We start from the raw sequence: 12,475 nt of genomic DNA, 5'->3' as shown, positions 1-12,475 counted from the left end.
GAACCTTAATATTCGCGTATTATTATGTAATTTTACTAGTGCGTCATATCGTAGGTATTAATAATCGTCTGATAGGCGCTTGAACCCAGTTCTTTGCAGACATAGAAAAACAGCACGTCGCAAATAATCAGCTGTGCAATCCGGCTCGTCATATTCATATACTGAATATTCGTTTCTTCTTCGGTAATTTCAATCGCAATGTCCGAGTTCCTTTTCGCAATTGAAGAATGATTCTGCGTTAAAATAATCGTCATGACACCTAATTTTTTAGCGAGTTTAACGATTTCTATGACTTCCTGTGTTTTCCCCGATAAAGTAATTACAAACAGAACATCATCCGGTTTTGCATTAGTCAAACGTGTCATACATAAATATTTATCAGCAGTAAAGAAAGCATTGATATTTACACGGTGTAATTTCTGCTCCATATCATGTCCGACATTTGCCGAGTCTCCTACTCCAAAGATAAATGTATTATCCGCTTTGGTAATATGCTCGGCCGCTTCCTGCATGCGTTTCCGATTGACAATTTTTTCAGTGTTATACAATGCCTGTATAGTATTTTTAAATACCTTATCAAAAATATCCGCATGGGTATCTTCTTCCAGTTCAATGACACGTGAAATCTTTTCCTGCTCAAGCGTGTGCAGTTCTTTTGCAAGTTCCACTTTTAATTCTTTAATTCCCTGCAAGCCTATTCTTTTAGCAAACCGCACAATCGCAGCATCACTTGTCGATGAATGTCTGGCAATTTCTTTGACAGGCATATTAATTACTTTATTTGGGTTCTCCAGCATAAAATTTGCGATACGCTGTTCGACCGGCGTCATATATTCCAGCCGTTTATTAATCTGACTAAGTACAGAAAACATAATTAACCACCTCTTTTTACTGTTGTGTTGACACTTGTTCTGCATAATATGGTGTAATTATATCACTTCTCGCAATATATTGTTACAGTTTATTCTTTTGTTTTTTAAAACTATCTAATTTTTCTCTTTATTTTACTTCAAGCGAATACTGAGTCAGCTGCACTCTGCAGTCGCCAAATTCAGTCACCATTTCCAATCCTTCAGCCTTATCGCTCGGGAAAATTCTTGCCGTCATCGTGTATTTTCCGTCGTTGATAAATACTTCTATACTCGAACGATCCATATAAATCCTCAGATTCTGAAGATTTTCTTCCAGCTTAATCCGTCTCTTCAGACCGTCTACATTCTGGATTTCTTCACCGCTGAATGTTCTGTCCAGAGTTAAAATCCGCTGCTCACTGTCGTATACGAGCTTAGTTTCATGACGTGTATTCTTACGCATATATATATGCAGGGTCGATGCGTTGTTTTCCAGTATATCGATAATAAGTTCATAGACCTCACCGTAAAATGCTGTCAGTTTTGTCGGGTACTCTCTAAAGTATCCTTCCGCTGTGATTGCTTCTCCCCGCATTTTTTCAAGGTTCGGGTGAGGCAGCTGTCTGATTCTGTCTTCGTCTACGCTCAGTATTCGCGGGATGGTCATTGCATTAAGTGTTCCTTCAGCTGCCAAAGGATAGGCGCTCTCTTCTGCCGCCATCCAAGCAATCAGCACTCTGTTGCCGTCTTCATCCACTGCTGTTGCAGGACGGTAAAAATCAAAACCGCCGTCAAATTCATAAAATTCATCGTGGATGAAATAATTTCCCCGGCGTTCAAAGTCTCCGACCATATAGCCTGACTGATATATATTCCAGAAATGCGTATCGAATTTATCGAGTCCCCTGACATTAAAGATAAATACTGAATCCATATCCAAATCGAAAAATTCCGGCTGCTCCCACAAGTGGCCGAATACTTTATAGCCCGTGTCGAGCTCGCCGTCGAATTTCAAGTTTTCTACTGATGGACCGCGGTAGATGAGTACCCGTCCAAATTCTTCCCTGTTCATTGTTCCGATGAACATCACTACTTCCCTGTCAATTACAGTAACGTAAGGATTGCGGAAATATTCAGTGTAGCCCGACGCATTATTCCTGACCAGCGGAGATGCATATTTCTGGATTTTGCCGTCAGTATTCATATAACCACCGAGCTGGGCAGTTATCAGCTCATCGCTTTTCAGACGCTCTCCCGTATAGAAATAACAGATTTCATTAAAAACCTTGGATAGACTTCCGCCGAATATATTTGCGGAATCGTACAGCGAATCGGGCCTTACTTTTACACCCTCACTCCGAAAGGTTACAAGATCTTTTGACGTTGCGTGATATATGTATTTACTGTCGGGCGTTTCTGTTAAACTACTGTCCGGCGACCACTCATAGAACAAATGGTATATGCCGTTGATGTAGTTAAACCCTGTCGGCGCACCTAAAAATCCAAAGGGCGGCTGAACATGATATACCTGTTTCCACTTCGAATCATCAGCTGCTTGTATCAAATCGTCTATTTCTGCACGCGAAATTTCTTCATGTTTTTTTGGCATATCTGTCCGGTACCTCCCATTTTATTGCAGTTCGTCTTCCAGCTGCTGCTGTTCTGCTTTTAAATATCTGCGGTAGCCGATTTTTGAAATATGAATACTGATTTCATATAGAATAATCATCGGAACTGTAAGCAGCAGATGGGTCATAATATCCGGCGGCGCAATAATTGCAGCCAGCACAAACATTATAAAATATGCGTATTTTCTGTTTTTCTTCAGGAACATCGGCGTAATAATACCGAGCTGTGTTAAGAACAATGTCAGTACCGGCATCTGGAAAATAAATCCGAACGGCAATATCGTTCTGAACAGGAAGCCGAAATACTGGTTTATTCCAATCGTCGCTTCAATTCCCATTTCAACTGATAAATCAAATGTAAACTTAATAATATACGGTACTACTATAAAGTAGCCAAATGCTATACCAATCAGCATTAAGATCATAACTACCGGTATATACAGCAAAGTAATTTTACGCTCTTTCTCATAAAGTCCCGGTGTGATAAATGACCACAGCTGGTATAAAATTACCGGTAAAATAATAATAAATGCTATAGCTACAATAACAATTAAATAAATTTTAAGCGGATCTGTTACCTGGAAAGCATGCATTTGAACATTTTCTGTCCAGGGAGCATTTTGCAGCTGATAGATTAACGGCTTGGAAAAATAAAAACCAGCAAACAGTGCGGCAACAAAAAAGTACATTACTGTTAATAACCGTTTTCTCAGCTCTTCAAAATGTTCGGTAAACTCTTTTTCCTCATCGGCCATTTAATCACCTCTTTAAAAAAAGGCGGCTTTCGCCACCCTCTCAATTATGCTTCTGATTCAATTTTTTTAGGTTCTTCTTTTTTAGCTTCGCTGTCTGATTTTCTGTTCGTTCTGTCATCATCGTCGTCATCGTCGTCAGCAAGACCTTTAGTAGCATCTTTAAATTCTTTCAACGTAGAACCTACTGCTTTACCGAATTGCGGAAGTTTTTTAGGTCCGAAAATGATAAGTGCCACAACTGCAATAACGATTAAACTTACCGGAGTAACCGCCATTAATGTATTTGGTAAAAGAACTTCTGTCATGAATACCCCTCCTATTTATTTTTCATCTGGAAAAATAGTGCCTGCAGCTCTACGCCTAAGTCAATACTGTGTACAGTCACATCAGGACCAGTGCTCAGCCGGATAGGTGTAAAGTTAAGAATGCCTTTAATCCCTGCTTGTTCTAAACGTTCTGCGGACTCTTGTCCAGCTTCCATCGGCACAGTCATAATTGCGACTTCAACGTTTTCCTGCTGTATGATTGTCTCTAAATCATCTGTATGAAAAATATTGATACCGTTAATCGCATTTCCAATAAGTGATTCATTGCTGTCAAAAGCGCCAACTACATTCATTTTATCATGAATGTTTGCAAATTTGTAGTTCAATAACGCACTGCCGAGATTACCTGCTCCGACAAGAATGACATTTTTTACATTGCTGCCCTGGATGTGCTCCAGGAAAAACTTCAGCAGGCTGCCGACATTATATCCGTAGCCTTTTCTGCCTAATTCTCCAAAATAAGAAAAGTCCCTGCGGATAGTCGCGGAGTCAATGTCTAATGCTTCACTGATTTCTTTCGAAGAAACTCTATCATTACCATTATTCTCTTCTTGTTTGAAGTAACGATAATAAAGCGGTAGACGTTTCATAGTTGCATTAGGGATTTTTTTCTTGTTAGACATTCCCTTTCACCTCTATATTTCTAGTCGCTCCATTATAACATAATATATATGGGCTGACACCGGTTTATCTGGTCGAATTATGCCGTTTTTTCGTGTAAACTGGAGAGTGAAATGAGGTAAGCAATAATGATACTTTTACAATTGGGTAATGTCTCAAAGGCATACGGAACAAATACAATCTTTGAAAATCTGGATCTCGAAGTAAAGTCCGGGGAAACGCTCGGCATCGTCGGAAAAAACGGTGCAGGCAAAAGTACTTTAATGAAAATCATGGCGGATGAACTCACATATGACAGCGGCACAATCAGCATGCCGAAAAATGTTTCGCTCGGTTATCTTGCCCAGCAGATGACTCTCGAATCCGAAGACACTGTCAGAGATGAAATGCAGAAGCCGTTCTCGCATATTCTGAAAATGAATAACGATATGGCGGAAATTGCTGCCTGGCTGGCTGAACATGAGCATACACACAGAGACTATGATGAAAAACTTAAACGCTATGAAAATATACAGCTCAGTTTTGAACACAATGACGGCTATACAATCGATGCCCAGATTAAAAGTGTTCTGACGGGCCTGCAGTTTACAGAAGCTGATCTCGGTCGCAGGGTCGAAGAATTTTCCGGCGGACAGAAAACACGTCTCGCACTCGGCAAGATGCTGCTGACCAAGCCTGACCTGCTGCTTCTGGATGAGCCGACCAACCACCTTGATATGGCGACTGTTGAATGGCTGGAACAGTATTTGAAGAGTTATGAAGGTGCAGTCGTAATTATCAGTCACGACCGTTATTTCCTCGACCGCACAGTCGATAAAATCTATGAAATTGAATTACATCGCGGTACGCTTTATCATACGAATTACACAAATTACGTGAAAGAGAAAGAAAAAACATACCGTCTCAGAATGAAACTGTATGAACGCGAGCAGAGCGAAGTTAAGAGACTTGAGACATTTATCGAAAAAAATATTACCCGGGCATCGACTTCCGGCATGGCTAAAGACCGCCGCAAAAAACTTGAAATGATGGACCGCATGGATAAACCTTTTATAGACCGTTCGAGCGCGGATTTTCATTTTACAATTAAACGGGAAAGCGGGAACGACGTTCTCAGACTGAAAGAACTCGCCATCGGCTACGATGATACAGTGCTCCGCAGCAACTTGTCATTTAATGTCGATAAAGGAGAACGTCTGGCTATTTTAGGCCCGAACGGTATCGGTAAATCCACACTCGCTAAAACAATTGCTAAAATCATTCCGGCCTTGTCCGGCAATATTCAATACGGTACAAATGTCACAATCGGCTACTACGATCAGAAACAGGCTGAATTCATGTCTCAGAATAATGTTCTTGAAGAACTGTGGAAAGAATATCCGCATATGAATGAGAGCGTTGTCAGAAAAATACTCGGCCGCTTCCTGTTTACTCAGGACGAAGTCTTAAAACAGGTCAACTCTTTGAGCGGCGGAGAAAAGGCGAGAATACAACTTGCTAAAATGATGCTTGAAGAAAATAATCTGCTTATTCTCGATGAGCCGACCAACCATTTGGATATCGACAGCAAGGAAGTCCTGGAGAAAGCACTGGAAAACTTCCCGGGAACGATTATTGTCGTCTCTCACGACCGCTACTTTATAGATAAAATTGCGACGCGGGTCATGGAAATTGAACCTCATAAAATCATGATGGTCGACGGGGACTACAGCTACTTCCTGCATAAGAAAAAAGAGGCTGAGTTTATGGAAGTGCCAGCCGAAACAGCAACGGAGAAAAAAGAAAATATTTCTGACTATGAAGCTCAGAAACAGCGGCGTAACGAACTGAAAAAGGTTAAAAAACAGAGTGAAAAGCTTGAACAGGAAATACAGACACTGGAAACTGAATTAACGATGATTGAAGATAAACTGGTTGCACCGGAAGTTTTTAATGACTATGAGAAAGCACAGGAATTAAATGACAGACTTCAGGAAATTAATCAAAAACTCGAAGAGCTGATGACCGAATGGACAGAAGCTGAAGAATTACTAGCTGAACTTTAAATTATTTTACCGGAAATTCACTGTATGTTCGATGAAAAAATAAAATTTATCTCAAAAAGTTATCCACAGAAGAAATGCCGTCATAAGTGTCTTCCACACCGTTTTTCCACAAATTTTATAGTTATCAACACACTTATCCACAGAATAGTACACAGTTCTGGATAAGTTACTAACAATTTGTCCACAAATTGTGGACAAAACGTACGTTCCGTATTGACAGAACAGACATCTCATCAAACGTAATATTAACTGAATGTATGTTCGAATTAATAAATGCAAAAAACATCGCACTTGACCTTCCTCTGATCAAGCGCGATGTTTTTTATTCTATATATTTTCCGGAGTCAGGTTTTGCGATTTCGTCAAAATTATTTACAAGTTTATCAAGTGCCTCAGCAAGTTCATTCCCGGTCATCGGCTGTCCATGTCCGGTAATTGCAATTTCTGGATTGACTGATGCAAGTTTTTCGACAGAAGCTTGGGCTGCTTCCCAGTCCGCTGTAAAATATCGCGGCGGACCGTAAATATTTTTCTCTTGTGTCAGGACATTATACAGTGAATCCTGTTTCACCGTAATAAATGCATCTCCTGCAATCAATGCCTTATCTTTTTCACGGTAGAAGGAGACGTGTCCCTCGGCATGTCCCGGCGTGTGAACCCATTCAAAATCGGGCATATACGGTACACTTCCGTCTGCCGGCAGTTCATGAAGCCGTTCTGTTATATCGATGCCTGCGTGCGGGAACATCGGAGACATTTTCGCCACCATCCCCCCGTAAACTGAAGGATCCGGAGCCTGATAATCTTTCATGCCGTTAAGATACGGCAGCTCCAATTTGTGCGCATAGACAGGCACATCCCAGTGTTCAGAAAGCTCTATTACTGCACCGACATGATCAAAATGTCCATGCGTTAAAATAATCGCTTTCGGTTTACTGTTCTCTCCAAAGCGTTCCTTAGCCGCTTCGATAATTTTCTCTGAAGATTTCGGCATGCCGGCATCAATTAATACAAGATCACCATCATCCGGTCTGCCGTAAAATACTACGTTGACAATCTGTACTGTATATTGATATAAGTCAGTAAGCACTTCAACACCTTTACCGTTCTCTTTTGACGTTACCGGCAGATATTTATAATCATCTCCGTAATGCATACTTGCAGCCATTTATAAAGCCTCATTTCAACTGATTATTGTACTTATTTATAAGTACCCGGATGAGGCTCAGCTAATCATCTCTAAGATTAAACAAAAACACTGCAGAATCTCATAATGAAGATTCCGCAGTGCTTTTCATCTTTCTATTCTCCGCTGATCATCCACGATACACCGTACGGATCTTTAAAACTCGCAAAGTACTCCGTCCACTCTGTCGGTCCCGCTTCCATATCTGCATGGCATCCTGCTTCAATTGCTTTACTGTAAAAGGATTTTACCTGCTCCAGTTCATCTGGATTATTAATATCGAACGTAAATGCAGCAGCTGCACCTGCGTTGTCAATTTCCTTATGTCCCCACGTAGAGCTCGCCATAAATTTTTGTCCGAGTACTTCAAACTCAGCATTCATCACAAAAGTTTCTGCATCTTCTTTCGACATCCCCATTTCATCCAGAGCATCAGCAAACATCGGATCGGTCGCGAGTGATTTTGAGTTAATGACTGCATCAAAATTCTTTTCGTAAAATTCGAGGGTCTCAAGTGCATTTACATTATACACCTCAGCCCAATAAATAATATTATATATCATACATTTCTGAATAAATATTCTCTAAATTATAAATATTACTTAATCCGATGTAACTTCATATCCTCGATTTTATAAACCCTGTCTGCTGTCCGGCTGACAAACTGACGGTCATGCGAGATTAAAATAATAGTCCCCTGATACGCTTTTATAAATTTTTCAAGTGCCTCTATCGTCATTAAATCGATAAAGTTCGTCGGTTCATCCAGAATGATTACATTTGAAGGTTTAACAAACATTAATGCCAATGATACTCTCGTCGCTTCCCCGCCGCTTAACTTATTAACCGGCTTCATGACTTCGTCAGGTGAAAAGCCTAAATTGACCAGCATACTTCTTATAAGGGTTTCGTTCATTTCTGAATGACGCTTTAAAAACTGCACGGCTGATTCTCCACCGAACAACTTATAATCCATTTGATTGTACTGTTCAATTACAACTTTCGGTGAAATATCAAAATTATTTCCGCCTTCGATCATATCAGTAAGTAGGCTCGATTTTCCGCTCCCATTTCTGCCTGTGATTGCAATGGTTTCTCCCTGCGGAAATTGGAAGCTCACCTTATCTAAAAGAATATCCCCGCCGCGCTCAACAGTGACATCTTGCCCCATTATCGGAAACTTATTATGAAGTTCCATCGCTTTTGACATCGGAAATTTCAGTGCAGTTTCATGAATTGGAAGTTCCGTCTCTTTCAGCTGCTCCATTCGGCTCTCCATCGCTTTCGCTGCTTTAAATGCCTGTTTTTGCACTGTATCTTTTTGCTTGGAACTCGACAGGCGGTCCGGCTTTATATCTCCGCTTTTATTTTTACCAGCTGCTGTCATTTTTTCCGCCTTTTCTTTTTGTTTGCTGATCGCTTTGTTCAGTCGTTCTTTTTCTTTTAATATATTTTCGTGTTCACGTTCAAGTGTCAGTTTTTCTTTATTTTTGGCTTCTTCATAATCATCGTAATTACCGTTATACTCAGTTACATTACCATCTGACACTTCCCATATCTTAGTCGCCAGACTGTTGATGAAGTGTCTGTCGTGACTGACAAAAATTAAGGTGCCGTAATAGTATTTGAGTTCTTCTATTAAATACTCAATACTTTCATAATCGAGATGTGTCGTCGGTTCATCGAGCAGCAAACCAGTCTTATAATCCGACAGCGTCTGGACCAGTCTGTATTTTGTTTCTTCTCCGCCGCTCAAATTATCATTATCCGGAACATTCATGCGGCTGAGCATTTCAAAATCGAGAGTCCCGCCAATGTTCTGGTCTGAGCTTCCCATCTGGCTTAAATAATTAAATTCTGTTTCTCTTTGAACTTCTCCCGTATACTCTGTAAATTCTCCGGCAATTATTTTAAGCAGTGTCGATTTACCCGATCCGTTGCGGCCGACAATTGCAATCCGGTCATTAATATAAGCTTGCAGATTTGCTATGTCAAAAATATCTTTATTGCCGAAAGCGACTGATATATTATTTAATTTTATACTTAATTCATTCATTATAATTTGCACTCCTGTTCGAGTCTGCAAACTATATTTCTGCACAAAAAAAGAGACAGTTCTGTGCTGTCCCAAACGTACATTTTTATTTTAAAAAAGGACATACTAATCCCGTGTATAAATATAGTTTGAACAAGACTTTTGAATTTTTATTAAATTATAGATTCAAAAGTGTGTTCCAAATACGCGGTATCATAACATGTCCTCCTTAAATTAATTATTAACATTATACCACAATTAAAAGTGAAAATATACCATTTTACTCTAAGTTAAAAAGCATACTCTTCTATATCGATAAAGTTCCGTCCATTAAGTGTTAAATCTGCTAAGTGATTTTTTTCATACAAATGATAGGCCGCTGCACCAATCATAGCAGCATTATCTGTACAGAACTTCAGTTCAGGTATTTGAAGGTTAATATTTTTGTCATTGCACATAGACGTAAATCTGCTCCGCAATTCGCTGTTTCCTGCAACCCCGCCGGCAATAATCAGATTTTTGACATCATATTTTTCCAGGGCAGCAAATGTTTTTGCTGTCAGTACATCGGAAACGCTTGTCTGAAAGCTTGCTGCGACATCACTTTTATTTACTTCAATTCCTTTTTGCTTACAATTATGAAGTTTATTAATCACTGCTGATTTTAAGCCTGAGAAGCTGAAATCAAATGTTTCTTCTTTCATTAATCCTCTCGGGAAATTAAAAGTGTCTTTTCCGCTCTGTGCCAGATGATCGATATGCGGACCTCCTGGATAAGGCAGATCAATCACCCTTGCCACTTTATCGAAAGCTTCTCCAACAGCGTCATCTCTCGTTTCACCGATAATTTCGAACGACATATGATCTTTCATATATATCAGCTCTGTATGACCGCCTGAGACTACAAGTGAAATGAGCGGAAATTCCAATGGTTTTTCCAGCTGTGCTGCGTAAATATGCCCTGCTATATGATGAACAGGAATCAGCGGTAAGTCATGAACGAAAGCAAATGCTTTTGCTGCGTTGATGCCGATAAGGAGTGCGCCTATCAGACCAGGACCTTCTGTAACAGCCACAGCTGTTAAATCCGAAGGCTCGAGTTCAGCATCTTTTAAAGCCTGTTCTATAACCTGTGTAATTGCTTCTACGTGATGACGTGATGCAACTTCCGGCACTACGCCCCCAAATCGCTTATGACTTTCTATCTGGCTTACTACTACATTTGATAAAATTTTATAGCCATTCATAATAACGCTTGCTGCAGTCTCATCACAACTAGTTTCTATTGCCAGTATTGTAATATCCTTACTCATTAAGATTCACCCACATCACGTGTGCATCAAGTCCTTCTCCATAATAATTTTTACGTACGCCGCCATATTTAAAGCCGTTCCTTTCATACAGTCTCATTGCCGGTGTATTATCGACCCTGACTTCCAGAGAAACTACGTCAGCTTGAGGTTTTACATAGTCTTTAATATGCTGAATAAGTACATGGCTGTAGCCTTTGCCGCGCATTTTTTTGGAAACTGCGACAGTAGTAATCTGACATTGATCCACTACAAGCCATATACCTGTATAACCGATAATTTCGCCATCCAGCTCCATAACAAAATAATGAGCAAATTTATTCATTACCAGTTCTCTCGTATAAGCTTCCATCGTCCATGTTGAATTTTTAAATGCTTCGGTTTCTATTTCGTACACCGCATTTAAATCTTCAATTTTCATTTCTCTTATTACTGGTTGTCCTGCCAATTTCTTTCCGCCTCCGAGATACGCAGATAATCAGGTGTCAGCTGATCCGCATCTTCAAGTTTTAATGCTTTTTCATATCGTTCTGTCTCTGATATACGCGGTGTCACATGAGTATATCCATCGATATCAATAGTGATTTTTTCATCACTGTTTAATAAATAAACAGCTTCGGTAATTTCAGCAGATAAAGTACTGAATTCAATATACTGAGGAGCTATCACTTCAGTGTAATCATCTTCCTGAATGTTATACATTGCACCGTATACATATCCTCTTCTCGCATCGATAAGAGGCACGGCATTACCTCTGATATGATTCGATACAGCAAGCACAAATAATGATGATACTGAGTATACAGGGATGTCCAGCTGTTTTGCGAGCATTTTAGCCACAGTAATACCGATGCGGACTCCGGTATAAGAACCGGGCCCTTTTGCGGCGATTATTCTGTCTATACTGGACTTTTTAATATCGGCAATTTCAAGCACTTTTTGTATATTATCCACCAGTGTTTCAGAGTGGGTTTTCTTATAATTTGTATTAATTTCCGCAGCCATTTTACCATTGCGGTTTACCGCAACCGATAAAGCCTGGTTGCTTGTATCAAGCAGTAAACTTATCATAAACATCCTCCGCAATTTTAATATTGCTATCTCCTGTTGCTTCAATAGTAACCAGGCGTCCGTTTTCACTTTCATACTTAATATTAATACTTATTGTATTTTCAGGTAAAAATTCAGCTATGAACTGCGGCCATTCTACAAGCGCAATATCTGTATCGTTAAAATATTCTTCAAATCCTAAATCTTCTTCTGAATCTTCCAAACGGTAACAATCCATATGATGAAGTTTAACATCCGCATTATATGATTTTATAATATTAAAGGTCGGAGATGTCATATGTCTTTTCACACCTAAATATTTACCTAAAAACTGAGAAAATGCCGTTTTACCGCTGCCGAGATCTCCTGATAGAAGAATAACAGCACCGCCGGAAATTTCACGTGCAAATATTTCAGCCAGCCGTTCAGTATCTGCCAGTGAATTTAATTTTAAAGTATACATGCTGGTACTCCTTCAATAAATAATATATTAATCTATTATAATACAAAAAAAGAGACCTATAAAGGTCTCAATGCGGCTCATCGCATCCATAAATTGAATATGTTATGTACAGCCTGGCAGCGTCCTACTCTTGCGGGACGTCAGTCCAACTACCATCGGCGCTGGAGAGCTTAACTGCTGTGTTCGACATGGGAACAGGTGTGGC

13 protein-coding genes and 1 rRNA gene are annotated in these 12,475 nt (G+C 39.8%); 1 reads left to right on the top strand and 13 read right to left on the bottom strand.

All coding sequences use genetic code 11. The features are described from left to right. Positions 1-35 precede the first annotated feature (35 nt). The 5 genes from DFR63_RS07400 to DFR63_RS07380 all read right to left on the bottom strand — a co-directional run bounded on the left by DFR63_RS07400 (position 36) and on the right by DFR63_RS07380 (position 4,183). Entirely contained in the window at positions 36-872 is an 837-nt protein-coding gene (locus DFR63_RS07400) for a MurR/RpiR family transcriptional regulator (protein WP_115885308.1), read from the bottom strand. Between the two features lie 127 nt (positions 873-999). Next, positions 1,000-2,460 (bottom strand): glycoside hydrolase family 32 protein, encoded by a 1,461-nt coding sequence (locus DFR63_RS07395; protein WP_115885307.1) that lies wholly within the window; start codon positions 2,458-2,460, stop codon positions 1,000-1,002. Between the two features lie 21 nt (positions 2,461-2,481). Continuing rightward, positions 2,482-3,234: a twin-arginine translocase subunit TatC gene (tatC, locus tag DFR63_RS07390; protein WP_115885306.1), complete on the bottom strand. Its 753-nt coding sequence runs from the start codon at positions 3,232-3,234 to the stop codon at positions 2,482-2,484. A gap of 44 nt (positions 3,235-3,278) precedes the next feature. Beyond that, positions 3,279-3,509: a twin-arginine translocase TatA/TatE family subunit gene (locus tag DFR63_RS07385; RefSeq protein ID WP_115885506.1), complete on the bottom strand. Its 231-nt coding sequence runs from the start codon at positions 3,507-3,509 to the stop codon at positions 3,279-3,281. A 41-nt stretch (positions 3,510-3,550) separates the two neighbouring features. After that, positions 3,551-4,183: a redox-sensing transcriptional repressor Rex gene (locus DFR63_RS07380; RefSeq protein ID WP_115885305.1), complete on the bottom strand. Its 633-nt coding sequence runs from the start codon at positions 4,181-4,183 to the stop codon at positions 3,551-3,553. 126 nt (positions 4,184-4,309) lie between these two features. Between DFR63_RS07380 and DFR63_RS07375 the strand changes: the two genes are divergently transcribed. After that, positions 4,310-6,226, top strand: coding sequence for an ABC-F family ATP-binding cassette domain-containing protein (locus DFR63_RS07375; RefSeq protein ID WP_115885304.1), 1,917 nt, complete (start codon positions 4,310-4,312; stop codon positions 6,224-6,226). Positions 6,227-6,548: 322 nt separating this feature from the next. On the opposite strand, the gene DFR63_RS07370 is transcribed toward DFR63_RS07375, so the two are convergent. The 8 genes from DFR63_RS07370 to rrf form a co-directional block, all read right to left on the bottom strand. Next, positions 6,549-7,394 (bottom strand): MBL fold metallo-hydrolase, encoded by an 846-nt coding sequence (locus tag DFR63_RS07370; protein WP_115885303.1) that lies wholly within the window; start codon positions 7,392-7,394, stop codon positions 6,549-6,551. A gap of 134 nt (positions 7,395-7,528) precedes the next feature. After that, on the bottom strand, positions 7,529-7,945 hold the full coding sequence (locus tag DFR63_RS07365; RefSeq protein WP_162842308.1) for a VOC family protein: 417 nt from the start codon (positions 7,943-7,945) through the stop codon (positions 7,529-7,531). Between the two features lie 65 nt (positions 7,946-8,010). Then, on the bottom strand, positions 8,011-9,468 hold the full coding sequence (abc-f, locus tag DFR63_RS07360) for a ribosomal protection-like ABC-F family protein (protein WP_115885301.1): 1,458 nt from the start codon (positions 9,466-9,468) through the stop codon (positions 8,011-8,013). A gap of 269 nt (positions 9,469-9,737) precedes the next feature. Next, a complete protein-coding gene (gene tsaD, locus DFR63_RS07355; RefSeq protein ID WP_115885300.1) occupies positions 9,738-10,760 on the bottom strand; it encodes a tRNA (adenosine(37)-N6)-threonylcarbamoyltransferase complex transferase subunit TsaD in 1,023 nt (340 codons plus the stop codon). Beyond that, positions 10,753-11,178, bottom strand: a complete 426-nt coding sequence (rimI, locus tag DFR63_RS07350; protein WP_115885505.1) for a ribosomal protein S18-alanine N-acetyltransferase — start codon at positions 11,176-11,178, stop codon at positions 10,753-10,755. The genes tsaD and rimI overlap by 8 nt, the downstream gene beginning before the upstream one ends. 8 nt (positions 11,179-11,186) lie before the next feature. Further along, positions 11,187-11,828: a tRNA (adenosine(37)-N6)-threonylcarbamoyltransferase complex dimerization subunit type 1 TsaB gene (gene tsaB, locus DFR63_RS07345; RefSeq protein ID WP_115885299.1), complete on the bottom strand. Its 642-nt coding sequence runs from the start codon at positions 11,826-11,828 to the stop codon at positions 11,187-11,189. Further along, positions 11,809-12,270 (bottom strand): tRNA (adenosine(37)-N6)-threonylcarbamoyltransferase complex ATPase subunit type 1 TsaE, encoded by a 462-nt coding sequence (tsaE, locus tag DFR63_RS07340; RefSeq protein WP_115885298.1) that lies wholly within the window; start codon positions 12,268-12,270, stop codon positions 11,809-11,811. Before tsaE ends, tsaB begins: the two co-directional genes overlap by 20 nt. Before the next feature lie 111 nt (positions 12,271-12,381). After that, positions 12,382-12,475, bottom strand: a 5S ribosomal RNA gene (gene rrf, locus DFR63_RS07335); the annotation flags it as partial.

Origin of the sequence: Jeotgalicoccus halotolerans, from assembly GCF_003387165.1 — a bacterium.
In the GTDB taxonomy this organism is placed as follows: domain Bacteria; phylum Bacillota; class Bacilli; order Staphylococcales; family Salinicoccaceae; genus Jeotgalicoccus; species Jeotgalicoccus halotolerans.
This window is presented reverse-complemented; position numbering and strand designations above follow the sequence as displayed.

Bases quoted from the DNA above. Each gene is read 5' to 3' on its own strand.
- tsaE (WP_115885298.1), bottom strand. From the start codon at position 12,270: ATGTATACTTTAAAATTAAATTCACTGGCAGATACTGAACGGCTGGCT.
- DFR63_RS07385 (WP_115885506.1), bottom strand. From the start codon at position 3,509: ATGGCGGTTACTCCGGTAAGTTTAATCGTTATTGCAGTTGTGGCACTT.
- abc-f (WP_115885301.1), bottom strand. From the start codon at position 9,468: ATGAATGAATTAAGTATAAAATTAAATAATATATCAGTCGCTTTCGGC.
- rimI (WP_115885505.1), bottom strand. From the start codon at position 11,178: ATGAAAATTGAAGATTTAAATGCGGTGTACGAAATAGAAACCGAAGCA.
- DFR63_RS07400 (WP_115885308.1), bottom strand. From the start codon at position 872: ATGTTTTCTGTACTTAGTCAGATTAATAAACGGCTGGAATATATGACG.
- DFR63_RS07370 (WP_115885303.1), bottom strand. From the start codon at position 7,394: ATGGCTGCAAGTATGCATTACGGAGATGATTATAAATATCTGCCGGTA.
- tsaD (WP_115885300.1), bottom strand. From the start codon at position 10,760: ATGAGTAAGGATATTACAATACTGGCAATAGAAACTAGTTGTGATGAG.
- tatC (WP_115885306.1), bottom strand. From the start codon at position 3,234: ATGGCCGATGAGGAAAAAGAGTTTACCGAACATTTTGAAGAGCTGAGA.
- DFR63_RS07380 (WP_115885305.1), bottom strand. From the start codon at position 4,183: ATGTCTAACAAGAAAAAAATCCCTAATGCAACTATGAAACGTCTACCG.
- DFR63_RS07375 (WP_115885304.1), top strand. From the start codon at position 4,310: ATGATACTTTTACAATTGGGTAATGTCTCAAAGGCATACGGAACAAAT.
- tsaB (WP_115885299.1), bottom strand. From the start codon at position 11,828: ATGATAAGTTTACTGCTTGATACAAGCAACCAGGCTTTATCGGTTGCG.
- DFR63_RS07395 (WP_115885307.1), bottom strand. From the start codon at position 2,460: ATGCCAAAAAAACATGAAGAAATTTCGCGTGCAGAAATAGACGATTTG.